General features: G+C 38.0%; 25 protein-coding genes and 5 tRNA genes. 19 read left to right on the top strand and 11 right to left on the bottom strand.

Features of this window, described 5'->3' with window-relative positions:
* Positions 1 to 42: 42 nt before the first annotated feature.
* Positions 43 to 957 carry a Gfo/Idh/MocA family protein gene (locus ABN256_RS06695; protein WP_072068687.1) on the bottom strand — a complete coding sequence of 305 codons (915 nt, stop codon included), beginning with the start codon at positions 955 to 957 and terminating at the stop codon, positions 43 to 45.
* Positions 958 to 1,228: 271 nt separating this feature from the next.
* On the opposite strand from ABN256_RS06695, the gene ABN256_RS06690 reads away from it, so the two are divergent.
* Together ABN256_RS06690 and ABN256_RS06685 are read left to right on the top strand one after the other, a co-directional pair.
* A complete protein-coding gene (locus tag ABN256_RS06690; protein WP_072068686.1) occupies positions 1,229 to 1,798 on the top strand; it encodes a hypothetical protein in 570 nt (189 codons plus the stop codon).
* 168 nt (positions 1,799 to 1,966) lie between these two features.
* Entirely contained in the window at positions 1,967 to 2,314 is a 348-nt protein-coding gene (locus ABN256_RS06685) for a hypothetical protein (protein ID WP_231619276.1), read from the top strand.
* 86 nt (positions 2,315 to 2,400) lie between these two features.
* Here ABN256_RS06685 and hemF read toward each other — a convergent pair whose 3' ends face one another.
* On the bottom strand, positions 2,401 to 3,309 hold the full coding sequence (gene hemF, locus ABN256_RS06680; protein ID WP_072068685.1) for an oxygen-dependent coproporphyrinogen oxidase: 909 nt from the start codon (positions 3,307 to 3,309) through the stop codon (positions 2,401 to 2,403).
* A gap of 133 nt (positions 3,310 to 3,442) precedes the next feature.
* Here hemF and ABN256_RS06675 point away from each other — a divergent pair, with 133 nt between their 5' ends.
* The 8 genes from ABN256_RS06675 (at position 3,443) to cysM (ending at position 10,954) form a co-directional block, all read left to right on the top strand.
* Positions 3,443 to 3,880, top strand: a complete 438-nt coding sequence (locus ABN256_RS06675; RefSeq protein ID WP_072068684.1) for a GNAT family acetyltransferase — start codon at positions 3,443 to 3,445, stop codon at positions 3,878 to 3,880.
* Between the two features lie 334 nt (positions 3,881 to 4,214).
* Positions 4,215 to 4,832: an RpoE-regulated lipoprotein gene (locus ABN256_RS06670; protein ID WP_231619277.1), complete on the top strand. Its 618-nt coding sequence runs from the start codon at positions 4,215 to 4,217 to the stop codon at positions 4,830 to 4,832.
* 120 nt (positions 4,833 to 4,952) lie between these two features.
* Positions 4,953 to 5,849, top strand: a complete 897-nt coding sequence (locus ABN256_RS06665; protein WP_196553797.1) for a Dyp-type peroxidase — start codon at positions 4,953 to 4,955, stop codon at positions 5,847 to 5,849.
* Positions 5,850 to 6,084: 235 nt separating this feature from the next.
* Complete coding sequence (cysP, locus tag ABN256_RS06660; RefSeq protein ID WP_196553796.1) at positions 6,085 to 7,104, top strand: thiosulfate ABC transporter substrate-binding protein CysP; 1,020 nt, start codon at positions 6,085 to 6,087, stop codon at positions 7,102 to 7,104.
* Complete coding sequence (gene cysT, locus ABN256_RS06655) at positions 7,104 to 7,937, top strand: sulfate/thiosulfate ABC transporter permease CysT (RefSeq protein ID WP_072068681.1); 834 nt, start codon at positions 7,104 to 7,106, stop codon at positions 7,935 to 7,937. The genes cysP and cysT overlap by 1 nt, the downstream gene beginning before the upstream one ends.
* Positions 7,937 to 8,779, top strand: coding sequence for a sulfate/thiosulfate ABC transporter permease CysW (cysW, locus tag ABN256_RS06650; protein ID WP_196553795.1), 843 nt, complete (start codon positions 7,937 to 7,939; stop codon positions 8,777 to 8,779). Before cysT ends, cysW begins: the two co-directional genes overlap by 1 nt.
* Positions 8,780 to 8,811: 32 nt before the next feature.
* Positions 8,812 to 9,900 carry a sulfate/thiosulfate ABC transporter ATP-binding protein CysA gene (gene cysA / locus ABN256_RS06645; protein WP_196553794.1) on the top strand — a complete coding sequence of 363 codons (1,089 nt, stop codon included), beginning with the start codon at positions 8,812 to 8,814 and terminating at the stop codon, positions 9,898 to 9,900.
* A gap of 169 nt (positions 9,901 to 10,069) precedes the next feature.
* The gene (gene cysM, locus ABN256_RS06640) at positions 10,070 to 10,954 is read left to right on the top strand and encodes a cysteine synthase CysM (protein ID WP_164526490.1); all 885 of its coding nucleotides are present in this window, start codon (positions 10,070 to 10,072) and stop codon (positions 10,952 to 10,954) included.
* 352 nt (positions 10,955 to 11,306) lie between these two features.
* On the opposite strand, the gene crr is transcribed toward cysM, so the two are convergent.
* From crr to cysK, 4 genes are all read right to left on the bottom strand, one after another.
* Positions 11,307 to 11,816: a PTS glucose transporter subunit IIA gene (gene crr / locus ABN256_RS06635; protein ID WP_036935451.1), complete on the bottom strand. Its 510-nt coding sequence runs from the start codon at positions 11,814 to 11,816 to the stop codon at positions 11,307 to 11,309.
* 49 nt (positions 11,817 to 11,865) lie between these two features.
* On the bottom strand, positions 11,866 to 13,593 hold the full coding sequence (ptsI, locus tag ABN256_RS06630) for a phosphoenolpyruvate-protein phosphotransferase PtsI (RefSeq protein ID WP_196553793.1): 1,728 nt from the start codon (positions 13,591 to 13,593) through the stop codon (positions 11,866 to 11,868).
* A gap of 138 nt (positions 13,594 to 13,731) precedes the next feature.
* On the bottom strand, positions 13,732 to 13,989 hold the full coding sequence (gene ptsH, locus ABN256_RS06625; protein WP_006533407.1) for a phosphocarrier protein Hpr: 258 nt from the start codon (positions 13,987 to 13,989) through the stop codon (positions 13,732 to 13,734).
* Positions 13,990 to 14,321: 332 nt separating this feature from the next.
* Positions 14,322 to 15,275 (bottom strand): cysteine synthase A, encoded by a 954-nt coding sequence (cysK, locus tag ABN256_RS06620; protein ID WP_197269003.1) that lies wholly within the window; start codon positions 15,273 to 15,275, stop codon positions 14,322 to 14,324.
* Between the two features lie 238 nt (positions 15,276 to 15,513).
* On the opposite strand from cysK, the gene ABN256_RS06615 reads away from it, so the two are divergent.
* Positions 15,514 to 16,044, top strand: a complete 531-nt coding sequence (locus tag ABN256_RS06615; RefSeq protein WP_072068676.1) for a hypothetical protein — start codon at positions 15,514 to 15,516, stop codon at positions 16,042 to 16,044.
* Between the two features lie 113 nt (positions 16,045 to 16,157).
* Here ABN256_RS06615 and cysZ read toward each other — a convergent pair whose 3' ends face one another.
* Positions 16,158 to 16,928: a sulfate transporter CysZ gene (gene cysZ / locus ABN256_RS06610; protein WP_196553791.1), complete on the bottom strand. Its 771-nt coding sequence runs from the start codon at positions 16,926 to 16,928 to the stop codon at positions 16,158 to 16,160.
* Between the two features lie 223 nt (positions 16,929 to 17,151).
* Between cysZ and zipA the strand changes: the two genes are divergently transcribed.
* The 4 genes from zipA to ABN256_RS06590 all read left to right on the top strand — a co-directional run bounded on the left by zipA (position 17,152) and on the right by ABN256_RS06590 (position 22,077).
* Positions 17,152 to 18,186 carry a cell division protein ZipA gene (gene zipA, locus ABN256_RS06605; RefSeq protein ID WP_502929690.1) on the top strand — a complete coding sequence of 345 codons (1,035 nt, stop codon included), beginning with the start codon at positions 17,152 to 17,154 and terminating at the stop codon, positions 18,184 to 18,186.
* A 57-nt stretch (positions 18,187 to 18,243) separates the two neighbouring features.
* Positions 18,244 to 20,271 (top strand): NAD-dependent DNA ligase LigA, encoded by a 2,028-nt coding sequence (gene ligA / locus ABN256_RS06600; protein ID WP_196553790.1) that lies wholly within the window; start codon positions 18,244 to 18,246, stop codon positions 20,269 to 20,271.
* Positions 20,272 to 20,511: 240 nt separating this feature from the next.
* Entirely contained in the window at positions 20,512 to 21,696 is a 1,185-nt protein-coding gene (locus ABN256_RS06595; protein WP_036935465.1) for a NupC/NupG family nucleoside CNT transporter, read from the top strand.
* Between the two features lie 165 nt (positions 21,697 to 21,861).
* Positions 21,862 to 22,077, top strand: coding sequence for a DUF3820 family protein (locus ABN256_RS06590; protein WP_023581656.1), 216 nt, complete (start codon positions 21,862 to 21,864; stop codon positions 22,075 to 22,077).
* Between the two features lie 2 nt (positions 22,078 to 22,079).
* Here ABN256_RS06590 and ABN256_RS06585 read toward each other — a convergent pair whose 3' ends face one another.
* A complete protein-coding gene (locus ABN256_RS06585; protein ID WP_072068672.1) occupies positions 22,080 to 22,520 on the bottom strand; it encodes a MarR family winged helix-turn-helix transcriptional regulator in 441 nt (146 codons plus the stop codon).
* 180 nt (positions 22,521 to 22,700) lie between these two features.
* On the opposite strand from ABN256_RS06585, the gene ABN256_RS06580 reads away from it, so the two are divergent.
* Positions 22,701 to 23,456, top strand: coding sequence for an SDR family NAD(P)-dependent oxidoreductase (locus ABN256_RS06580; protein WP_197269005.1), 756 nt, complete (start codon positions 22,701 to 22,703; stop codon positions 23,454 to 23,456).
* 64 nt (positions 23,457 to 23,520) lie between these two features.
* On the opposite strand, the gene ABN256_RS06575 is transcribed toward ABN256_RS06580, so the two are convergent.
* The 3 genes from ABN256_RS06575 to gltX form a co-directional block, all read right to left on the bottom strand.
* Positions 23,521 to 23,596, bottom strand: a tRNA-Ala gene (locus tag ABN256_RS06575).
* 27 nt (positions 23,597 to 23,623) lie between these two features.
* Positions 23,624 to 23,699: transfer RNA gene (locus ABN256_RS06570), tRNA-Ala, on the bottom strand.
* A 157-nt stretch (positions 23,700 to 23,856) separates the two neighbouring features.
* The gene (gene gltX / locus ABN256_RS06565) at positions 23,857 to 25,275 is read right to left on the bottom strand and encodes a glutamate--tRNA ligase (RefSeq protein ID WP_349439280.1); all 1,419 of its coding nucleotides are present in this window, start codon (positions 25,273 to 25,275) and stop codon (positions 23,857 to 23,859) included.
* Between the two features lie 321 nt (positions 25,276 to 25,596).
* Here gltX and ABN256_RS06560 point away from each other — a divergent pair.
* The 3 genes from ABN256_RS06560 to ABN256_RS06550 all read left to right on the top strand — a co-directional run bounded on the left by ABN256_RS06560 (position 25,597) and on the right by ABN256_RS06550 (position 25,903).
* Positions 25,597 to 25,672 (top strand) — tRNA-Val (locus ABN256_RS06560).
* Positions 25,673 to 25,708: 36 nt separating this feature from the next.
* Positions 25,709 to 25,784, top strand: a tRNA-Val gene (locus ABN256_RS06555).
* A 43-nt stretch (positions 25,785 to 25,827) separates the two neighbouring features.
* A tRNA-Val gene (locus tag ABN256_RS06550) sits at positions 25,828 to 25,903 on the top strand.

The raw sequence follows: 25,903 nt of genomic DNA, 5'->3' as shown, positions 1-25,903 counted from the left end.
CGTTCACAGTATGTTGAACGCCGTTTTTTATGCTCATGATTATTATTGTTCAGCTAACATTTTTTCTATCATCTGTTGAGCCACAATCGCTTGTTCACCGCTTGTTATCGGATGAGTATCGTTCATCACACATTGAATAAAATGCTCTACAGCACCAATAAACCCACGTTGTAATAAAATCGGATCCCAATTTTCGGGATGTTTTTCAGTGAGTATTTGTTTATTTTCACTACGCCACATATTCATATTGGTAATTTGATGGATCGCATTTTCATCAATAGCAATGAGTTGTTCTTGCTGACTACCCGCTTTTCTATGCATTGAGGTTGTTATCCAGCAGTCTTCTATTTTTAAATGATGTTCAGCATAAAATAACTCACTCTTTTCTGTTTGAATAATACTGCCACTTGATAATTTTGCATTAGAACCAGCAAACCAAAGTGCAGTATCGATAACATGTAAATAATCATCGAATAAGGTAAAGCGGGTATCTTTTGGTCCGATGCTATCACATCGATGTTTCTCTATTCTTAGTGAAGAGAGATGCGTTATCGTTTGTTTCAATGATTGGTAAAAAGGTGCAAAGCGACGGTTAAACCCCACCATTAATTTTTTATTTTTTTGCGTTGCGAGTTCAATGAGTATCTCAGATTGATGGATATGTTCTGTTAATGGTTTATCAACATAAACATGTACTCCCTCATTTAATAAATATTTTATGATTTCAAAATGGCTTGAAGTGGTACTGTGTACAAATATGGCATCACATTGTTTAGCAAGAGAGTGAAGGTTATCAAAATAGGAAATACGGTAAGCGGCACAGATTGCATTTCCTTTTTCTTGGTTTGGTGAAAATGCTCCTACAAATTCCCAATTAGCGGTTTTGCTCAAAATAGGGAGATAAACTTTCTGTGCAATTGCCCCTAACCCAACCATACCTATCCGTAATTTTTTCATTATTCGCCTTCTTTTTTCAATGTGATATCTAGTTAAGACAAGTAAAAAGTATATATATTGCTAATTAAAGAATAAAAAAGGGAAAATGATAATTATCTTTTTTAAATCAATAGCCTGATATTCTAAAGCTATTCGGTTAAGCGGAGTTGAGTTGCTAATGTCATTTATATTTCGATTTATTGATCGATTTTAGCTGTATGATTTTTTAATTACTTTCGTTATTCTCTGGTGATTGCGTAACTATTTTTTTCATACTTTTAAGGTAACTTGTATGCTTAGAGCCTTTATTCTCTTCACATTTTTGGGATATCAAAGCATTGCACTTAGTAGCAATAACTCGGATAATTTTTCTCTTGGTTTAGTTTCCAATAAAGAAGAAGGGCTTATTTTATATACAGATAAACCCACTTTAGCAGAGCAACTTATTTACACCTGTTTTAATGACCCTACCAATAAAAATAACAATCAATGTTTATTACTTCAGGGGAAAGATTTTAATATCACTGATAAATACAATGTAGTTTATGACTCCGTCGATGACAAAATAACCTATACATACCTTTATAATAAAAAGCCAACTCAACTCGTAGACTTTATGGATGAGCTATCAATGTCTGTTATTTATCCTAATAATCCTAATCAGGAAAATAGCATTAAAATAACAGGAGCATTAAATCACTCTGAAATTATCTTTGATCATCAAAAAATCAATATAACAAATTGCTATAGTTCTGAAGGAATTCATATCTTTAATAAAGATGATATAAGCAAATACCACTTATATTATTATTTAGGGTTTGATGTTATTTCTGATTGTCCTGATAAGTTATTCGAAGAATAAAAACGCTATCATTCAAATAAGGCGTTACCCCTCATTTTATATTGATTTCATTGATTTTTTTAATTTAATTATCATATAACGATATTGTTTTCATAAAAACTTAATTTAATTTTTCAAATAATAATTTAAAATGTAATTGATTCCTATTCGTCTTAATGAGCTGTTATTTTGAAAAAAACGATTATCATTACATCAATTTTTATGCTTTCTGCTTGTGCAACACCTGAAAAATGGGAAGCAAACACCAGCACACCATCTCCTTTAGATATCGCTAAAAATATGTGTATGCAAGAAGCTAATACGCGATATCCCGCGAGATATGTGGCTTCAAGTCAACCTTCTTTTGCTCCAATGAGAATAAATGGTAAAGATATTCCAAATTCAGGGGCAGGAACATCTTTTCCTTCAGATGCGAATGAATGGCAGCGTAGGGATTATTTTAATACCTGTATGAGAGGGGAAGGCTGGGAAAATAAAAATAAAGTTACCGGATTACTGTCCTTTTTGTTTAATTAATCTTGCCAAAAAGAAAAGTTCGCTTTTTCGTTGATTTAAAAAAAGCCACTTTAAAAAGTGGCTATCATTGAGAGATAGAGCTTGTGCTATACCCACTCTTTTTGGATCAAAAAGTCACTGTATAGCTTTGCTTCAGGAGTATCCGGTTCGGGTGAATAATCATATTCAAAACGGACTAAAGGTGGCATAGACATTAAAATTGACTCTGTTCTTCCTCCGCTTTGTAGCCCAAATAAGGTTCCTCTATCCCACACTAAATTAAACTCAACATAGCGACCACGGCGATAGAGCTGGAATTGGCGCTCATGCTCTCCCCAGGGCATTGATTTACGTTTTTCAACTATAGGTAAGTAAGCATCAAGATAACCAAGGCCGACACATTGAACAAACTCGAAACAATGGTCAAAATCTGGTGTATTTAAATCATCAAAGAAAAGCCCACCGACACCACGGGGCTCGTTGCGGTGTTTAATATAAAAATAATCATCACACCATTTTTTATAACGCGGGTAATAATCTTTGCTAAAAGGGATACAAACAGATTTGGCAACCTTATGCCAATGGATAACGTCTTCTTCAAATCCATAGTAAGGTGTTAAATCAAAGCCGCCGCCAAACCACCAAATGGGATCTTCACCTTCTTTTTCTGCAATAAAAAAGCGCACATTAGCATGAGAGGTTGGAATATAAGGATTAAGTGGGTGAATAACTAATGAAACACCCATTGCTTGAAAACGACGTCCGGCTAATTCAGGGCGATGTGCTGTTGCCGATTGAGGGAGTGACTCACCATAGACATGTGAAAAATTAACTCCTGCTTGTTCGAAAAGTGCGCCATGGGTTAATACACGAGTACGGCCACCACCACCTTCTTTTCTTTCCCAATTATCTTGCTGAAAAGTGGCTTTTTGGTCTATGTTTTCAAGAGAGTGACAAATCGTATCTTGTAGTGATAAGAAAAATTCTTTAACACGATGAATATCAGGTAAATTCATAATAACCTACAATTTTTATCATATTTATTAAAAATAGAACTCCATATCGCCTATGTTCTCATTTTCAAGTTGATTCATAAACCAAACAAGCGATAATAAATTTAGATTTATATGAACAATAACAGGCAAAACCATGGAAATACGTGTATTTCGCCAAGATGATTTTGAGGCAATTATTACACTTTGGGAACGTTGCGATTTAATCTCGCCAGAAAACGATCCTGAAATTGATATTGAAAGAAAAATAAACCATTCACCTGATTTATTTCTGATTGCAGAAGTGGCCGGTGAACTAGTGGGGAGTGTGATGGGGGGCTACGATGGTCATCGTGGATCTTTATATTATTTAGGGGTTCACCCAGACTTTCGTGGCAGAGGCATTGCGAATGCATTGATCTCTCGATTAGAAAAAAAACTGATCGCAAAAGGATGCCCACAAATTACATTAGTTATACCAGAAGAAAATGATGCAACGATTTTTATGTTTGAAAAGCTATTGTATGAAGATCAAAACCAAGAAAGTACAACTTATACTAAACGGTTAATTATCGATCAGGATTTTGATCTCTAACATGTCATAAACCCTCAATATTTTGAGGGTTATTCTTACTTCTGTATTTGTCCTTTCTGTTTCTCTATTTTTATCCTTACACGTTATTCCCTTATTTTATACGTAAAATCTGATATTGCTTTTTCTGTGGAACAAATCGTGATGTAAAAGGTCGTAACTAGGCCTTCTTTTTCATGAGGTTATTCAGCGTTAAATTAAGCAATACTTTTTTATGCTAATTTATTGTGCGTGTTTTAGTCGGATGATTGAGGTGGGGTAAAGAGTAAGATAAGGTGTGCCTAATGACATCAATATCTATTTTAATGAGTGATGTAAAAGTTTAACGGAGAAATAAATGATACCTAAGTTTTGGTTACCCTTGTGTTTAAGCACAAGCGTTTTGCTATTAAGTGGCTGTTCATCCATGGGAGGAATGTCTTTTTCTGCACTAAATCCGATGAATTGGTTCTCAAATGATACGCTAACCGTTTCTGCTAATGGATTAGGTAATATTACAAGCTCAACAAAAATCACAGAAAATGATATTAAGAATGAATTAGGAAGTCGCTTTCATTATCGTGAAGGCATGGAAATGCAAGGCAATGATATTATCGTTGTTGTTCAAGGTTTAGATGATAATAAAACTCAAGTGGCTTTCTACGGCAAAGAAAAAGGCACAGTAGAGAAAATAGAAGTCTTTGATGCCAAGGCGACGACAGATTGGGGTACAACTATTGGTACACCATTTAAAGATATCTATAAAAAAGCTTTTGGTGCATGTAGCAAAGGCCCTAAAGATGAAAAGCAAAGAACAATTTTATGCCAATCAGAACAAGCTAAATCAGTGAGCTATGTCTTTAGTGGACAATGGGACGGCCCTGATGGATTAATGCCACCAGATGAAGTTTTATCAAATTGGACGTTAACGCAAATTATTTGGCAGAACAAAACGCCTACACGCTATTCCTTATAATATATGGAAGATTTTATAATCAGACTGTCTGATATTTGTTAAAAGGCAAATCTTCGGAAAAAAATATTCGATATAATTAACATTATTCCGAGCGTTTTGATTATTGATTAGGGAAGCAATATGTCTCATGCACAAAGTGGCATTTTAGTCGCACATAGTAAATTTGGTCTTTTTATCGAAGCAATGGTCGTGGGTGAATTAGAATTTCTGCGTCAAGGATGTCAGAAATTTATGCAATCATTATCTGATTTACAAAAGCAATTTCCTGATGCGTCATTAGGCGCAGTTGTTGCATTTGGCTCCGATCTTTGGAAAAAATTATCAGATGAAAACAGTGCCCCTGAGCTAAAACCTTTTCGCCCATTAGGTAAAGGTTTAGCGCCGGCGACACAACGTGACCTACTTATTCATATTCAATCTATGCGCCATGATGTTAACTTCTCATTGGCTCAAGCAGCAATAGCGGCTTTTGGTGATGTGATTAAAGTTGAAGAAGAAATTCATGGTTTCCGTTGGATAGAAGAGCGTGATTTAAGTGGTTTTATTGATGGTACTGAAAACCCACAAGATGATGAACGCTACGGTGTTGCATTGATTAATGATGGTGTAGATGCTGGTGGTAGTTATGTTTTAGTTCAGCGTTATGAGCATAACCTAAAAAAATGGGCTCGTTTTAGTGAATCAGATCAAGAGAAAATGATCGGTCGTACTAAAAAAGACAGTGTTGAACTTGATGAATCAGAACGTAATGTCACTTCTCATGTTTCTCGTGTTGTGATTGAAGAAGATGGTGAAGAGTTGGCTATTTTACGTCACAGCCTGCCTTACGGTACTGCAAGTGGTAAACATGGTTTATATTTCTTAGCTTATTGTGGTCGTTTATATAATATTGAACAGCAATTACTAAGTATGTTTGGTGAATTAGATGGCAAACACGATGACTTATTACGTATGAGTAAGCCTGTTACAGGAAGTTACTACTTTGCTCCATCTTATGAAGCCTTAAAAGCACTGTAAATTGCCGAGTATTAAATAAGTTTTTATTGATGAAATGCCTGCTTTAATCGCAGGCATTTTTGTCTGAATTTTTTTCATATTAATATCAATCGATGTTAATTTAATTAATTAGCTTGCATTTTACTCAATTTTAATAGCTTTCAGTTATATCAAATAACAAAAGCTAACTACACTGTTATAAATAAAGCCGATAAAGTAACCATTAGAATAAAACTTACAATGATGGGTACTTTTGATGAAGAAAAACATAATCAGAACCTTTGCATTACAAGCAACTACGGCATTGTCTTTGGTTGCCAGTAGTTATGCAGGGGCAGCTCAATTACTTAATAGCTCTTATGATATTGCGCGAGAGTTATTCACACAGCTAAATAGTGATTTTAAAACTCAGTGGGATGCACAGCATCCTGATGACAAAGTAACTATCAAACAATCTCATGCTGGCTCTTCTAAGCAAGCACTTGCGATATTGCAAGGGCTACCTGCGGATGTGGTGACATACAACCAAGTGACCGATGTACAAATTCTGCATGATAAAGGCAAGCTTGTTCCAGCAGATTGGCAACAACGTTTGCCTAACAATAGCTCACCTTATTATTCCACTATGGCGTATTTAGTTCGCAAAGGTAATCCTAAAAATATTACGACATGGGAGGATTTAACCCGCGAAGATGTCAAAGTGGTTTTCCCGAATCCCAAAACATCAGGTAATGGTCGCTATACCTATTTAGCTGCTTGGGGGGCTTTTGAAAAAGCCTATGGTAATGATGCAAAAACCCAAGAAGCAATGAAAAAGTTCCTTAAAAATGTTGAAGTATTTGATACCGGAGGTCGTGGTGCGACAACCTCTTTTATTGAGCGTGGACTTGGGGATGTGCTGATCAGTTTTGAATCTGAAGTTAATAATATTCGTCAGCAATATGGTGAAGATGAATATCAAGTTATTGTGCCACCCGTAGATATTCTAGCTGAGTTTCCAGTCGCTTGGATTGATAAAAATGTGCAACGTAATGACACAGAAGCACTGGCAAAAGCTTACCTCAATTACTTATACAGTCCTCAAGCACAAGAGATCATCACGCAATTTAACTATCGCGTAAATGATAAAGCTGTTATGGCGCAAAAAGCAGCACAATTTCCAGCAACGTCTCTATTTACCGTTGAAGAGATATTTGGCGACTGGAATAACGTGATGAAAACACATTTCACAACAGATGGCATGCTTGACAAGTTATTAGCACAAGGACGTCAATAATGTTTACCACAACCAGTAAACGGGTATTACCGGGATTTGGATTAAGCTTAGGCGGAACACTGTTTTATACCTGCTTGATCTTACTATTACCAATGAGTGCACTGGTTGTGCAACTTTCTGATATGAGCTGGGCGCAATATTGGGCAGTCATAACACATCCTCAAATTGTTGCCGCGTATAAAGTCACACTACTTGCAGCTGCGGTTGCTAGTATTTTTAATGCTATTTTTGGCATGTTGCTTGCGTGGATCATTACACGTTATCGTTTTCCGGGTAGACAACTACTTGATGGTTTAATGGACTTACCTTTTGCTTTACCTACTGCGGTTGCTGGATTAACGCTCGCTACGCTGTTCTCAACACAAGGCTGGTATGGCTTTGTGCTAGATAAATTTGATATCAAAGTCATTAACACATGGATTGGGATTGCTGTTGCTATGGCTTTTACCAGTTTGCCTTTTGTAGTAAGAACGGTTCAGCCAGTGCTTGAAGAGTTAGGCCCAGAGTATGAAGAGGCCGCTGAAACTCTAGGAGCGAGCCGTTGGCAAACATTTCGTAAAGTTGTATTGCCTGAATTATCACCTGCATTAATTGCTGGAACCGCGCTTTCTTTTACACGCAGTTTGGGGGAGTTTGGGGCTGTTATTTTTATTGCCGGTAATATTGCATGGCAAACAGAAGTGGTTTCCTTGATGATTTTTATTCGATTACAAGAGTTTGATTATCCTGCGGCTAGTGCTGTGGCTTCTGTGATTTTACTTGTTTCTTTAGTCTTACTGTTTTCAATTAATGGCTTACAAAGCCGATTTGGTCAACGGTTGAGGGGGCATTGATGTCAGATATTATGCAACAAGGCTCTATTTATCGTCGGCAAATTGATTGGGTTAAGTGGGGATTGATCCTTACAGGGGTTGCGTTATCCATTTTATTTTTAGTTGTGCCTATTGCGTGGATCTTTATGACCGCGTTTTCAAAAGGTGTTGAAATATTTACTGAGAACTTATTAGACAGCGATATGTTACATGCTGTCTGGTTAACAGTATTAATCGCGTTAATCACAGTACCTGTCAATATGTTGTTTGGTGTCAGTATGGCATGGCTGGTTACTCGCTTTCGTTTTCCGGGACGCCAATTATTAATGACACTCATTGATATCCCTTTTGCGGTATCACCTGTTGTCGCCGGACTGCTCTACTTGCTTTTTTACGGTAGTAATGGCTGGGCTGGTCAATGGTTATCTCAGTTTGATATCCAGCTTATGTTTTCATGGCCGGGGATGGTTTTAGTTACCGTATTTGTCACTTGTCCTTTTGTTGTTAGAGAACTGGTACCAGTGATGATGAGCCAAGGTAGTCAAGAAGATGAAGCGGCAGTGTTATTAGGGGCGAGTGGTTGGAAAATGTTTTGGCGTGTGACATTACCTAATATCCGTTGGGCATTACTCTATGGTGTGGTATTAACCAATGCCAGAGCTATTGGTGAATTTGGCGCGGTTTCAGTGGTATCCGGTGCCATTCGTGGTGAAACCTATTCATTGCCGTTACAAGTTGAATTGTTGCATCAAGATTACAATACCGTTGGTGCCTTTACGGCTGCCGCATTACTCGCGATGATGGCGATATTCACCTTAATGTTTAAAAGTGCATTGCAATGGCATTTAGCACGTCAGCAATGACATCATTATTGACACAAAAGTAGAGGCAAAATATGAGTATTGAAATTAATAATGTCACAAAATATTTTGATCGCACCGAAGTGTTGCATGATGTCAGCCTTGATGTCGCTTCAGGTGAAATGGTGGCATTGTTAGGACCTTCAGGATCAGGAAAAACAACGCTTTTACGTATTATAGCGGGATTAGAACATCAAACCCAAGGAAACATCTGTTTTGAAGGACAAGATGTTAGTCAATTACATGCTCGTTCACGTAAAGTCGGTTTTGTTTTTCAGCATTATGCACTGTTTCGCCATATGACCGTATTTGAGAACATTGCATTTGGCTTAACCGTATTACCACGTCGTGAACGTCCTAGTAAGGCTGAGATTAATAAAAAAGTTGAGCAATTGTTAGAGATGATCCAATTACCTCACTTAGCTCAACGTTATCCGGCACAATTATCGGGTGGGCAAAAACAGCGGGTGGCTTTAGCAAGGGCTTTGGCTGTAGAGCCTCAAATTTTATTATTAGATGAGCCTTTTGGTGCTTTAGACGCCAAAGTAAGAACAGAATTACGCCGTTGGTTACGTGAATTGCATGAAGAACTTAAATTTACTAGCGTCTTTGTGACTCATGATCAACAAGAAGCGATGGAAGTGGCCGATCGTATTGTGATAATGGGGAATGGAAAAATAGAACAAGTAGGTACACCACAAGAAGTGTGGCAATCGCCTTCAAGCCGCTTTGTACTCGAATTTTTAGGTGATGTTAATCATCTACAAGGTGAGATTAATGGCGCACAATTACATATTGGGGGCTATCACTTACCATTATCGGTGACACCGCTTTATCAAGGTGAAGTAGATGTATTTTTACGCCCTTGGGAAATCGCATTAAGTACATATGAAAATAGTGTCTGTCGATTACCTGTTAAAGTTATTGAGGTTTCACCTAAAGGACATTATTGGCAATTAATTTTACAACCCATAGGATGGAGTAAAACACCAATTACGGCAGTATGGAATGAGATGTCTTTAACACCAGCAAAAGGAAACACCTATTATATGGGAGGTGCCCAAGCCCGTTTATATTCGGGAGATACTCCCTTAAAAACTGTATCGTTGGCGTATACCGCGTAATTATATTTATCACTGTACTCTCTAATTTTCACCCATGCCTATTTTTAAGCATGGGTGTTTTGGTTTTGACAACAGCCTAAGGTTATCTAAAAACATTAATGCTATTGCGTTAATAAGTTAAATGTGATTTCTTCATTAATACAGACAAATAAATGAGCAGGGACTTATTGTGGCAGGGTTAGAACAATTTATTGGTAATACACCATTAGTAAAACTACAACGACTTACACAAGAGGTAGACGCTGAAATTTGGGTTAAGCTTGAAGGTAATAACCCCGCAGGTTCAGTGAAAGACAGAGCTGCATTATCTATGATTGAACAAGCAGAATTACGTGGTGAAATAAAGCCAGGTGATACGCTTATTGAGGCAACCAGTGGTAATACTGGGATTGCCTTAGCTATGATTGCAGCAGTAAAAGGCTATCACTTAAAACTATTAATGCCAGAAAATATGAGTAAAGAGCGTCAAGCTTCTATGCAAGCCTATGGTGCAGAGCTTATTTTGGTAAGTCGAGAAATAGGAATGGAAGGGGCTAGGGATCTCGCACAACAAATGGAACAGCAGGGAGAGGGAAAAGTATTAGATCAATTTAATAACCCAGATAACCCAAGAGCCCATTTTATGTCAACAGGCCCTGAAATTTGGCAACAGACACAAGGTCGTATTACCCATTTTGTATCAAGTATGGGCACAACAGGCACCATTACAGGTGTAGGCAGTTATTTAAAAACACAATCTGACCAAGTGCAAATCATTGGACTTCAACCAGAAGAAAAAAGCCAAATTCCAGGCATTCGTCGCTGGTCGCCCGCTTACTTACCAGGGATCTTTAAAAAAGAGCTGGTGGATAGTGTGATTGATATGTCTCAAACCGAAGCAGAATCAACGATGCGCCTTTTAGCAAGACAGGAAGGTATCTTCTGCGGTGTGAGTTCTGGGGGCGCTGTTGCTGGCGCTCTGCGCGTTGCAAAAGAAAATCCCGGTGCGGTGATTGTTGCGATTGTGTGTGATAGGGGTGATCGTTATCTGTCAACGGGCGTTTACTCGTCATAATTCTTACTCGTCATAATTCAAGTTGTAGCGTTGTTGACTGCGTTCACTCACCCTAGTCACATACTAATGTATGCTCCTAGGGGCTTATTCACTTGTCGCCTAGCTATAGCTTGAATTATTTAGAGTATTTACTCGTCATACTTCAAGCCGTAGCGTTGTTGACTGCGTTCATTCGCACTAGTCACATACTTATGTATGTTCCTAGTGACTCATTTACTTGTCGCCTAGCTACACCTTGAATTATTTAGAGTATTTTTTATTTTTTATTTTTTATTTTTGTAATATAAAAAAAACGCCACATTACTGGTGGCGGTTTAAATCATCTAGAGTGCAAATAGAAAATAATTAGAAATTATTTTTTAATCTGAATAATAACGGTTTCACCAACAGTAACTGGGCCTGTCATTTTGGTTAAACCTTGAATTTCATCCATATTAGAAATGACAACTGGTGTCAGAACTGATTTTGCTTTTTCTTCTAATACAGCCAAGTCAAATTCTAAAATAGTATCACCAACTTTTACTTGCTGACCTTCTTCAGCGATACGTTTAAACCCTTCACCTTTCAGTTCAACAGTGTCGATACCGAAGTGGACAAATAACTCGATACCGTTGTCAGACTCAATAGAGAAAGCATGGTTAGTCTCGAAAATTTTACCGATAGTACCATCGACTGGCGCAACAATTTTATTACCAGCAGGTTTGATAGCAATACCGTCACCTACGATTTTTTCAGCGAAAACAACATCAGGAACATCTTCGATATTGACGATTTCACCTGAAAGTGGTGCAACAATATCAATCGTGCCACTGCCTTTCTTTTCCTCTGAAACCAGTGATTTTAATTTATCAAACAGACCCATGAATCTTCTCCTAATTATTGTAGTTGGGACCGGGCTCTGGCTAATGCGATTAGCACAGTGTCTTCTCTTTAGTAAAAGTTTCTACTAAGTCCATCAATTCTTTCGCAGTTGGCTGAGCAAGTGCTTGCTCTGCTAGTGCTCTTGCGTCATCGTAATTCGCATTGCGGATCACTTTTTTGATGCGAGGAATTGAAATAGCACTCATACTAAACTCATCTAATCCCATGCCTAGAAGGAGCAATGTTGCTCGTTCATCTCCAGCAAGTTCACCACACATTCCAGTCCATTTACCTTCAGCATGTGATGCATCAATCACCTGTTTTATCAGGTTGAGTACGGCAGGTGACATTGGATTATATAGATGAGATATCAGCTCATTTCCACGGTCTACAGCCAGAGTATATTGTGTTAGATCGTTAGTCCCAATACTGAAAAAGTCAACTTCTTTTGCCATATGACGAGCCATCACTGCGGCAGCTGGTGTTTCTACCATCACACCGACTTCAATAGACTCATCAAAAGCTTTATTTTCTTCACGAAGTTGGTTTTTCAATATTTCAAGTTCTGCTTTCAATGCTCTGATCTCTTCAACAGAGATAATCATTGGAAACATAATGCGTAGTTTACCAAAAGCAGATGCTCTTAAGATAGCACGTAATTGTGAATGAAGGATCTCTTTACGGTCAAGACAAATACGAATTGCACGCCAGCCTAAGAATGGGTTCTCTTCTTTAGGTAGATTCATGTAAGGTAAGTCTTTATCACCACCAATATCCATAGTACGAATAATGACCGCAGGACTTCCAACTGCTTCTGCTACCGCTTTATAGGCTTGGAATTGCTCATCTTCTGTTGGTAAAGAGTCTCTATCCATAAATAAAAACTCAGTACGATAGAGACCAACACCTTCAGCACCGTTACGTTCAGCACCAGCAACATCACGAACTGTACCAATATTAGCGCAAACTTCGACCTGGTGCCCATCAAGTGTAATGGCAGGTAAATCTTTGAGCTTGGCTAATTCTTCCTTTTCGTGCAGATACTCTTCTTTGATGGCTTTTAATGCTTCGAGTTCTTCGTCAGATGGATTAATAATAATTTTGTTATTAATCGCATCAAGAACAAGATAATCGTCTTTTTTAATGGTTTGTGTTGCATTAGATGTGCCCACAATAGCTGGGATTTCTAATGAACGAGCCATGATAGAAGTATGAGACGTTCTACCCCCTAAGTCAGTGATAAAGCCTAATACGTTATCTAGGCTTAATTGAGCAGTTTCGGAAGGGGTGAGGTCAGTTGCTACTAGAATAACTTTTTCTGAAATAGCACTTAAATCGATAATTGGCATTTCTAAAATATTACGCATCAAGCGTTTACCAATATCACGAACGTCAGCAGCGCGCTCTTTTAAGTATTCGTCATCTAATGCTTCTAATGCGGTGGCTTGATCTTCAATAACAGATTGAACAGCAGCTTCGGCAGTCTTTTTGTCGCTTTTGATGAGAGTAACAATTTCTTGTTCTAACTCTTCATCTTCTAATAACATGATATGGCCTTCAAAGATTTCGGCTTTATCTGCACCGAGATTTTTTTCAGCACGCTCTTTAATGATTTCTAGTTGTTGTGCAGATTTATTGCGGCCATCTTTAAAGCGCTCGATTTGATTCTCAATTTCATCACTTTGGATCTTACGTTGGCTAATGATGATGGGTTCTTCTTTGAGGAGAAGGGTTTGACCAAATGCGATACCGGGTGATGCTAAAATTCCTGAAATCATAATTTATCCTACGACTTGCTGGTGATAATCTTAAAAGAATAGGATTGCAAAATACTGTTGTTTTAAAATCATCATTAGAGGTTAACTCCCCTGAATGGTTTCAGGGGAATAAATACTGTGCTAATGCTTAATCGCGAATTATTCTAATTCCGCCATTAATTTTACCAATGCTTCAACGGCTTGCTTTTCGTCTTCACCTTCAGCAGAGATAGTTACTACAGTACCTTGGGTCAAACCTAAGGTTTGTAATTTGAAAAGGCTCTTAGCACTAGCAGATTTACCACTAGAGATAAGGGTGATATCAGAAGAGAACGTTTTGGCTTCTTTTACAAATTGTGCAGCAGGACGAGTATGTAAGCCGTTTGGTGCTGTAATAGTAACTTCTTGCTGGTACATAGGATTTTTTTCCTTTTATAACTCAATTGTTCACATTAAGTCAGGACTTAGTAAGTGTAGATGAAATTGTCCTGCTTTGCGTAGCAATATCAGATAATATTAAGTCGTAAAGCGTCATCTGATAAAAATAGTGTTCAAGAAAATAAAAGAGTGTGATTTTATCATCTCGGTTATTTTCTGATTAATTTCGACCTTCGAAATAATTAATTGATTAAATACTAAACTCGAAGGAATAAATCACCTGTCTGGATGACAAAGTTTGATCTCCACCACAAAAAAAGCACCTTTAAGGTGCTTTTTTAATAAATATTTTACAATTGAGATGATGCGATTTAGCTATCAGAAATGTCAGCAAAAAGTGGGGTGCTTAAATAACGCTCACCTGAAGAAGGTAAAATTACTACAATTTCTTTGTTTGCAAATTCAGGTTCTTTTGACAGTTTTACGGCTGCTGCAATCGCTGCTCCAGAAGAAATACCCGCTAAAATACCTTCTTTGGTCATTAATTCTCGCGCAGTATCAAAAGCTTCTTCGTTTGTTATCTGAATAACGCGATCCAGCAACGATAAATCTAGGTTTTCAGGAATAAAACCAGCACCAATACCTTGAATTTTATGAGGACCTGGTTTAATTTCTTCACCAGCTAAGGCTTGTGTAATAACAGGAGAACCTGTTGGTTCAACAGCAACCATTGTCACTGCTTTGCCTTTTGTTTTTTTCAAGTAACGGCCAATACCCGTGATAGTACCACCAGTACCAACACCTGCAATTACAGCACCGACTTCACCATCAGTGTCATTCCAAATTTCTGGGCCTGTGGTTTTTTCATGAATTTCAGGGTTAGCTGGATTACTAAATTGCTGTAGTAAAAGATAGCGGCTAGGATCGCTGTCACGAATTTCATTGGCTTTATCGATAGCCCCTTTCATGCCTTTTGCGCCATCAGTTAGCACTAAGTTGGCACCTAGAGCTTTGAGTAGTTTTCGGCGTTCAACGCTCATGGTGTCAGGCATGGTTAGTGTCAATCTGTATCCGCGTGCAGCTGCAACGTAGGCAAGTGCAATCCCTGTATTACCACTTGTCGGCTCTACAAGTTCAACACCTTCTTTTAGGATACCTTTCTTTTCAGCATCCCAAATCATGTTGGCACCGATACGGCATTTCACACTAAAGCTTGGGTTACGAGATTCCACTTTAGCCAGAATGTTGCCATTTCCGAAATGCTTTAAGCGAATTAAGGGAGTGTGTCCAATAGTTTGCGAGTTGTCTTCGAAAATCTTGCTCATTTTTATCCTCGGTACATGATTTTTTATAAGGTCAGATGAAATTACCATACGCCATCAAGACAAAGATGGAAATAAGCTTTATGAATAACCTTATAACTTTTTCTTATTTTTATTCCAAAAGGTTCTAATCAAGAGTGAGTGAGAAGATTCACAAATTAATAAATCAAGAGATGTGCAGTATATTGATGGCTGATAATCTATTTTTTTAACTATATCTATTGTAAATGCAGGGGTCATAATGGAAACGATCGAAGAGTTGATTACAGCACTTGAACTCGCTGTACCTGAATTAGATGCACAAGCGTTGCGTGAGAACTTACCTGAATCTGATGCTCAAGAAGATGTACTTAATTGGCTATACGAATCACTCTCTGCTCAAGGATTAATGGATTATGTAGAATGGACAGAATATTTTGGTGATATTCCTGATTTGAAATCGTTAGAACAAATCTCTTTTTCTGAATCACCTAGCGCACTGATTTTATCACAAGTAGAGAATATTGATTGGGATGAGGTGAGTGTTGATCCTTATATGTTGCCTTACGAATTACCTTATCTGGAATATATTAACCACTTTTTGGCAGAAAAAGGGTTACGGCTAGTGGATCTCACTCCGTTTGAAAATGCGTATATTTTCTGTATTCGAGATGATGAAGAGCTGATTGAAAAATTAGATGGTGCTTTAAATATCTTTGAAATGGGCATCAATGAACGTGAGCCGATGGATAGAGAAGAAACGAAAGATTATATTCGTTCACTCATTGAGTAATATGTTCAATCGCTAAATAAATCAATCAGTGTTTTAAATATAATCTATAAAATAAAACCCCGTTTTAATAAAACGGGGTTTTTCAATATTATCGATAAGCGATGAAATAATGCTTACCACTGTCCTTCTTGTGTATGTTGTTTGCGATAACGATCGCACCACATTGCTGTTGCACCACAAATAGCAACAGGCATAATGACTAAATTTAGAATAGGGATCATGGTAAAAATATTAATAATCATACCAAATTGAAGATTATTCCATTTATCTTGTTTGAGTGAGGATTTCATCGTTGCAAATGAAATTTTATGGTTATCAAACGGGAAGTCATTATATTGAATTGCCATCATCCAAGCACCAAAAGCAAACCATAAAATAGGAGCAACGGTTTGTCCGACAACAGGGATAAAATAAAGTAATAACAAGACAATAGCACGAGGTAAATAATAAGCTATTTTGGTTAATTCACGTTTTAAAATACGTGGAACATCTTTTAATATACCTGTAACTCCCGTATCTGGTGGGGTAATGCCAGTTATTTGACCTTCTAATTTTTCAGCCAACAGGCCATTAAAAGGAGAGGCAATAATATTAGCTAAGGTACTAAAGAAATAAGTGAACACCAATAAAATAAAAATAACGGATAATGGCCAAATTAAATAGCTTAGCCATTGTAACCAATCAGGGACTTTTTCCATCATCCAATTGACCATATCGCCAATTTGACCATATAACCACCAAAAGGCGCTTCCGAGAATAATAATATTGGCAAGTAACGGCAAGATAACAAAACGTTTTAGCCCTTTGCGTGTAATTAAACGCCAACCAAGAGCAAAATAATGAAATCCATTTAAATTTTTATTCGTTTCTGTCAAATTTGTCATACTTCCTATTCTCTCCAATGAGGGCAAGCTAGTATCATATAGGGAGATAATCAGCCTTACTAGTCATGAATTGTCTAAAAAATGCGCATAAGAGATTAAAGTGTGTATCTTTGTGACAAGAAAATTAAGTATTGGCTTGCACTTATGAGCATTGGCAAATACTCTTAGTAAAAAGTAATATTCGCCAACGTGGCTATTAAACCTCAAGACAACAGAGATAGAAATGATGCAGCAAAATTTGCGTCTGATATTAATCGTTGTTGGTGCGATTTTAATCATAGCTTTGTTATTACACGGCTTATGGATTGGTCGAAAAGAGCGTTCTAAGCTTTTCCGTAATCGCCCAGTAAAACGTCAGAAACAGAATTATCAGTCAGATGAGAACGATGACGAACCACAATATGCTGAGGCTAGTCATCAGACATCAACTTTATCCTCTACTGAAAAGCGGGAGAGTGAGCCACCGATAAAATCGGAGTCTCTACATGAACCTGAGTTTTCGGTGGTAGATAGAGATCCATTAATGTCTGAAAACCAAGCAAAAGGGCATTCTAACGAAACATCGCTACAACAAGAGCCGACCCTTGGAGTATTTGATGTTATTGAAAAAGAATCTGCACCTGTTGTCAGGGATGAGCCAAGACAAGCTCCTGTGGTCAATGTAGCAGGTGAAATAAAATCACACGTTAATACAAGCCCGTCGGTGAGTTCAGAGCCTTCGATTTCAGAGACAACGGCTCATGTGACTCCTGTTGAAACTGAAGCTTCGCATCATGCTCCGGCTGAAGAGCCCAAAACGGAACCTACGCCAGTTGTAGAACCTGTAGAAGAAGCGGAGAAAGAGCTGGTTATTGTGTTAAACGTAAGCGCACACCATGGCCAAATGTTGGATGGTGAAATATTGATGCAAAGTATTATTCAAACTGGATTCCAGTTTGGAGAAATGAATATTTTCCATCGTCACCTAAATCCAACGGCTAATGGTCCGGTTTTATTTAGCTTAGCCAATATGGTGAAGCCAGGCACCTTTGATATAGATACTATGGCTGAATTAACTACACCCGGTGTCTCTATGTTTATGATGGTGCCGTCTTATGGTGATGCTAACCAAAACTTTAAATTGATGTTGCTTGCAGCTCAACGTATTGCATCTGATGTGGGAGGGGTTGTACTTGATGATGAGCGCAAACTCTTAACACCACAAAAAATCGAGCTTTATAAATCTAGAATTCGCAGGACGCTGGATTTAAATCAATAGTTTCTATCTGTAAAAAAGCCCCCGCTTGCGGGGGTTTTTCTTCTTTGGTGATAAATCATGAATAAAAATACTCAACAAAAAATTGATAAACTTCGCGTTACCTTACGTCACCATGAATATCTTTATCATGTCATGGACGCACCTGAAATACCTGATGCTGAATACGACCGCTTAATGAATGAGCTAAAAGCATTAGAAGCCCAACACCCTGAATTAATTACCTCAGATTCACCCACACAACGTGTAGGTGCATTACCACTCACTGCATTTGAGCAAGTGAGACATGAAATACCCATGTTGTCTTTAGATAATGCTTTTGATGAAACTAGTTATCAGGCATTTGATAAGCGTTTGCGAGATCGTTTAAAAAACAGTGAAGAAATAACTTTTTGCTGTGAATTAAAACTTGATGGACTTGCAGTTAGCTTACTTTATGAAAATGGAGTTTTAGTACAAGCTGCAACACGTGGGGATGGTACAACAGGAGAGAACATCACTGAAAACGTAAGAACCATTAAAGCGATTCCATTGCGTTTATATGGTGAAAATATCCCTGCACGTATCGAGATCCGTGGTGAAGTCTTTATGAATGAAAAAGGCTTTGAATATTTAAATGAAGAAGCTCGTCGTACAGGGGGAAAAGTATTTGCTAACCCCCGTAACGCAGCTGCGGGATCTTTACGACAACTTGATCCGCGTATCACAGCGAAACGCCCATTAACCTTTTTCTGTTATGGCGTTGGTGTGCTCGAAGGTGGACAATTACCTACAAGCCACTATGCCCGTTTACAACTATTTAAAGAATGGGGATTACCTGTCAGTGATGCGGTAAAATTGTGTACTGGTAGTAATGCTGTTCTTGAGTTTTATCATCATGTAGAAGAAATTCGCCCTAATTTAGGCTTTGATATCGATGGTGTCGTTATTAAGGTGGATGATATTACTCTGCAAGAAGAATTGGGTTTTGTTTCAAGAGCGCCACGTTGGGCTATTGCTTATAAATTCCAAGCACAAGAGCAAATAACGATTATCAAAGATGTTGAATTCCAAGTAGGGCGTACTGGTGCAATTACCCCTGTTGCCCGTTTAGAGCCTGTGCAGGTTGCTGGTGTTGTTGTGAGTAATGCCACATTACACAATGCTGATGAAATTGAGCGCTTGGGACTGCGTATTGGCGATACCGTGGTTATTCGTCGTGCGGGTGATGTTATTCCTCAGGTTGTTAGTGTGATTGAAGAGAAGCGTCCTGCTAATGCACAAGAGATTGTTTTTCCAACGCAATGTCCAATTTGCCAATCTGATATAGAGCGTATTGAAGGCGAAGCGGTAGCGCGTTGTACTGGGGGATTAATTTGTGGTGCGCAACGTAAAGAAGCGCTTAAGCATTTTGTTTCTCGTCGTGCGATGGATGTTGATGGTATGGGCGATAAAATTATCGACCAACTGGTTGAAAAAGAGTATGTCAAAACGCCAGCAGACCTTTTTCGTTTAGATGAAAAAATCCTATCTGGTTTAGAGCGAATGGGCGAAAAATCAGCAAAAAAATTAATTGCTGCATTAGATAAATCTAAATCAACAACATTTGCGCGTTTTATTTATGCTCTCGGAATTAGAGAAGTTGGTGAAGCAACGGCAAGTGGTTTAACTGCCCATTTTTCTACGCTTGAAGCATTACGAAATGCAGATGTTGAAGCATTAAAATCAGTCCCAGATGTGGGAGATATTGTGGCTAAGCATGTTGTTAACTTCTTCCAAGAAGAACACAACAAAACGGTTATTGATCAGCTAATTAATGATGCAGGCATTACATGGCAAGCACCCGTGATTGTCACTCATGAAGCGGGAGATAATCCTTTTGCAGGTAAAACCGTAGTGTTAACTGGCTCATTATCACAATTAACACGTGATGAAGCAAAAGATAGATTAGTAGCTTTAGGGGCAAAAGTGAGTGGAAGTGTCTCTAAAAAAACCGATATGGTGATTGCAGGTGAAGCTGCAGGTTCTAAGTTAGTGAAAGCTAACGAGTTAGGGATAGACGTTATTGATGAAGATGAAATGATAAGATTACTTGATCAATCTAAATAATCACTCTATTATTTAGTAAATGCTACTGAGAAACGCTCTCAGTAGCATTTTTTTACTTAAGTAAAATTTAAGTGAAATTTGCATTTAATGTTTCTTTAGTAACTTCCAAAGTGTGATCAACCTATCTTATTTAATAAATAGTGTGTATGCGGTTTCATGATATTGTGACAATAGTCACATCCTAATGTTACGCGTTACATAAAATGCTCCTCAAGATTTATTTTTATTTTTGGAGCATGCATGTCTTCTATCATTCACTTCGTTTTAGCACTCGCCGTTATTGGCGCATTAGCATTCATTGCGAGTAATAATCGCAAAGGGATCCGTCTGCGTTATATCGTGCAGTTATTAGTTATTGAAATCGCATTAGCATGGTTCTTCCTCAACTCTGATGTTGGTGAAGGCTTTGTTCGAGGTTTTGCTGGATTATTTGATCACTTATTAGGTTACGCTGCCCAAGGTACTGAATTTGTATTCGGTGGCATGATGAAAGGTGGTTTGGCATTCTTCTTCCTGAATGTATTATGTCCAATTATCTTTATTTCTGCATTAATTGGTATTCTTCAACACATTAAAGTATTACCTTTCGTGATCCGCATTATCGGTACAGTGCTTTCTAAAGTGAATGGTATGGGGAAACTGGAATCATTCAACGCAGTTAGCTCATTAGTTCTTGGTCAATCAGAGAACTTTATTGCCTACAAAGATGTTTTAGGCAAAATGTCTCAGCGTCGTATGTACACCATGGCTGCAACAGCAATGTCGACAGTATCAATGTCAATTGTTGGTGCATACATGACAATGTTAGATCCAAAATACGTTGTTGCTGCTCTAGTATTGAATATGTTCAGTACCTTTATCGTCCTTTCTGTGATTAACCCATATTCTGTTGAGAATGAAGAAGATATTCAAATGGGTAATCTACATGAAGGTCAAAGCTTCTTTGAAATGTTAGGTGAATACATTTTAGCTGGTTTCAAAGTTGCATTAATCGTAGCTGCAATGCTGATTGGTTTCATAGCTTTAATTGCTGCAGTGAATGCAATTTTCAGCATGATTTTTGGTATTAGCTTCCAAGATTGCTTAGGTTACGTTTTCTATCCATTAGCATGGGTAATTGGTGTACCAGAACAAGATGCATTACGTGTTGGTAGTGTAATGGCAACAAAATTAGTGTCTAACGAATTTGTTGCAATGGGTAGTTTACAAGATATCGCGGCCGATATTTCACCACGCTCAGTGGGTATTTTATCAGTATTCTTAGTTTCATTTGCTAACTTCTCTTCAATCGGGATTGTAGCAGGTGCGATTAAAGGTCTAAATGAAATGCAAGGCAACGTTGTTTCTCGTTTCGGTCTGAAATTACTGTTTGGTTCTACATTAGTGAGCTTCTTATCAGCGGCTATTGCAGGCTTGTTTGTTTAATCGCTCAAGATAAAACAGATAGCATGTGAATAAAATAACAATGTAAACCATATTACTTGTTTATCAGGTAATAAAAAATCAAGCAGTACCTCGGGTACTGCTTTTTTTATCTTTAAATTACCCTATAATCGTGTCATCCCTTTCGATGATAAAGCGACAAAAACCATGCTAGAGAAACAGCATCTTATTGATATAGCAAACACACAAATGCCATTTGGTAAGTACAAAGGGCGAATGTTGGTTGATTTACCTGAAGAGTATCTATTATGGTTTGCTAAGAAAGGAGAGTTCCCAGAAGGAAAACTAGGGCAACTCATGGAGATGACCCTTGCAATTAAAATCGAAGGCTTAGAAGGACTATTAAAGCCCTTAAAGCGGTGATATTAATTATTATCTAGTTCTGATTTTTCAGATGCTAATGCATTAATAATTTTCTGACTTAATTCAATAAATAATGTTTGTTCTCCCAATGTCAAACATTCACTTATTTTTTCAGCATTTTGTTTTCGACCTAATGCAGCTCTTGTTAAAAAAGCGTGGCCATTATCAGTTAAATGGGTAATGAACTCACGTTTATCTTTTTCTGAACGATATTGTGCAATAAATCCTAAGGCTTTTAATCCCCTCATAAACTTCGATAAATTTTGTCTTGAAATCGCTAATGAATGACTTAATTGGGATGGGGTTAAATCACCTCGTAAGCGCAATAATTCTAAAATATCATATTGACCCCAAGTGACTTGTTCAGGGGTATAGCGAGTTCGTTGCGCGACTAATGTGCATTGTAATAATGACAATGCATTTTCTAATTCACACTTTTCCATAAATACGTCATCTCATGAATAATATTAACTAAAGTTAATATTATCAGGTCATTCCGTGTGAAGAAACTTTATATTGATTAACTAAGGTTAATCAAATATTATAATTTATAGTTAACTTTAGTTAACTACTTTTTGTTCGCACGATAAAACATGGTGCTATTGATAATAGGTGAAATAGATATGAAAGATTATTTTAAAGATAAGGTAATTTTAGTCACTGGTGCAAGTACAGGTGTAGGCGAAGGTATTGCACAATTGCTATTTCGACGTGGTGCGACGGTTTTTATTACAGGTAGGCATTTAGATCAAGTAATAAAAGCAGCATATTCTATTGATACAACGGGGAAAAAAGTCATTGCTTTGCAGGCTGATATGACCTCACCTTCTCAAGTCGAAAAAATGATTGAGGCTGTTATTTCGCAGGCTGGAGCATTACATGGCTTGGTTAATAATGCAGGGCTCACGGGGCCTCATAATATATCAATTGTGGATTATGAAATTGAAGATTGGAAAGCAGTAATAGATACCGATATTAATGGCGTATTTTATGGCTTGAAATATGGTATACCCGCAATATTAAAAAGTGGAGGAGGGAGTATTGTTAATCTTTCTTCATCTAATGGTATTGTCGGTATTGCGGGTATTTCAGCATATACGGCAGCTAAACATGCCGTATTAGGGATCACTCGTTCAGCTGCTCTTGAATTTGCAGATAAAGGAATAAGGATTAATGCGATAGGTCCTGGTTATGTCGATACACCAAGAATACAAATGCTATCCAACGAAGTACGTGAATGGATGGCAGATACACACCCAATGAAACGTATGGCAACTAGAGAAGAAGTCGCTAAAACTGTTGCTTTTTTACTTTCAGATGAGAGTAGTTTCACAACAGGGGCATTTTATGCCGTTGATGGTGGTTACACTGCACAATAGAAATAAATAAGAAGGAGTAGAAAACAAAAAATCCCGAAGATTTATCTTCAGGATCTTGAAATTCTGGTGGAGCTAAACGGGATCGAACCGTTGACCTCTTGCATGCCATGCAAGCGCTCTCCCAACTGAGCTATAACCCCACAATGTAGATTGTTCGATAAGTATATTGGTGGAGCTAAGCGGGATCGAACCGCTGACCTCTTGCATGCCATGCAAGCGCTCTCCCAACTGAGCTATAGCCCCAACATACTGGAACGGGCTTGATAATAGGCAACAAGCACAATACTGTCAATCAGTTAATCTCACATTATTTGTTGATTGCTGAAAAAGAATACAAAAAAAAGATACATTCCCTAATTTAGGAATGTATCTCTCTTGGTCAGCAAGTTTAATGTATAAATTAAGCTTGATTTTCTCTTTCTGTAATAAAGTCTAATGCTTTATTAATACGCGCAATACTACGTGTTTTACCAATAGCATGAACAGTAACATCTAAACCAGGAGATTGGCCTGCACCCGTTACAGCAACGCGTAATGGCATACCGACTTTGCCCATACCAATTTCTAATTCATCAGCGGTATCTTGAATAGCTTGGTGAACATTTTCAGCAGTCCAATTAGCAATAGCAGATAATTTATCACGAACCACTTCTAATGGCTGGCGAGCGACTGGGCGTAAATGTTTTTTTGCTGCTGTTTCTTCAAAGGTTTCGAAATCAACATAGAAGTAATGGCAACTTTCAGCCATCTCTTTTAATGTTTTACAGCGTTCGCCTAATAATTTGATCAACTCGACTAATGATGGGCCATTGCTGGTATCAATATTTTGTTGTTTGATATGCCAATCTAAATGAACAGCGACTTTTTCTGCTGGTAATGTATTGATGTAATGATGATTTAACCAAAGTAATTTATCAGTGTTAAATGCACTGGCTGATTTGCTGATAGCTTCTAAAGTGAAGTACTCGATCATTTCATCAATAGTAAAGATCTCTTGGTCACCATGAGACCAGCCCAAACGCACTAAGTAGTTTAATAATGCTTCCGGTAAATAGCCGTCATCGCGGTATTGCATCACACTTACAGCATTATAACGCTTAGACAGTTTCTTACCGTCATCACCTAGGATCATCGATACGTGAGCATATTCAGGCACAGGAGCACCCAATGCTTTGAGAATATTGATTTGGCGAGGTGTGTTATTGATATGATCTTCACCACGAATAACGTGAGTAATCTCCATATCCCAGTCATCAATAACAACGCAGAAGTTATAAGTTGGAGAACCATCAGTACGACGAATAATGAGGTCATCCAATTCTTGGTTGCTAAATTCAATCGGGCCACGAATTTTATCATCAAAAACGACAGAGCCTTCTTGTGGGTTTAAGAAACGCACAACATGAGGTTCATCAGCACTGTGATTATGATTACCACCGCGGCAACAACCGTCGTAACGAGGTTTTTCGCCTTTCGCCATTTGATCTTCGCGTAATTGTTCTAAACGTTCTTTAGAGCAGTAGCAACGGTACGCGGTGCCAGCAGATAACATCTGATCGATAACTTGGTTATAGCGATCGAAGCGTTTAGTCTGATAATAAGGACCTTCATCCCAATTCAGATTTAACCAATTCATACCGTCCATGATTGCATCGATAGCTGGCTGAGTAGAACGTTCTAAGTCGGTGTCTTCAATACGCAGTACAAATTCACCCTTATTGTGACGGCTATATAACCAGGAATAAAGTGCGGTACGCGCACCACCAACATGTAGATAGCCAGTAGGGCTTGGTGCAAAACGGGTTTTTATTTTACTCATTGGGATTGCCTTAGTACGTCTTACTTATATATAGATAAGTAATCGTGATTATCAAAAAAACGAAATGGTTGCCTTATTTTATCACTGGATGCTAATTCCTCAATGGCATTAAGCTTTTAACAGAGATAAAAATTTCAAATTGATGACTTTTTGTTTGACGATGGCTACACATAAGATTATTTTGGTTAATTGCTGTGTCACTTATGGTGCTAAAAAAAGCATCTTGACTAAAAATAAAACGAACAGTCATTTTCACGATAAAAATCTGATAAAAATCGTTGACTCATAGCGCAGTATCCCTATAATGCACCCCATCACGACGGGCGGTTAGCTCAGTTGGTAGAGCATCTCCCTTACAAGGAGGAGGTCGTTGGTTCGAGCCCAATACCGCCCACCATTATTGTTGTGATACGTTGTATGATTTAATGTAATTGGGCGGTTAGCTCAGTTGGTAGAGCATCTCCCTTACAAGGAGGAGGTCGTTGGTTCGAGCCCAATACCGCCCACCAATTACATTAAAGCGTGGTAGTGAGAATTTAGTCATTATGAAGTGGGCGGTTAGCTCAGTTGGTAGAGCATCTCCCTTACAAGGAGGAGGTCGTTGGTTCGAGCCCAATACCGCCCACCA

Source organism: Proteus sp. fly-1008, assembly GCF_040140305.1.
Taxonomy (GTDB): domain Bacteria; phylum Pseudomonadota; class Gammaproteobacteria; order Enterobacterales; family Enterobacteriaceae; genus Proteus; species Proteus vulgaris_B.
Note: the sequence above shows the minus strand (reverse complement) of the source record. Positions and strands in the feature narration are given on the sequence as shown.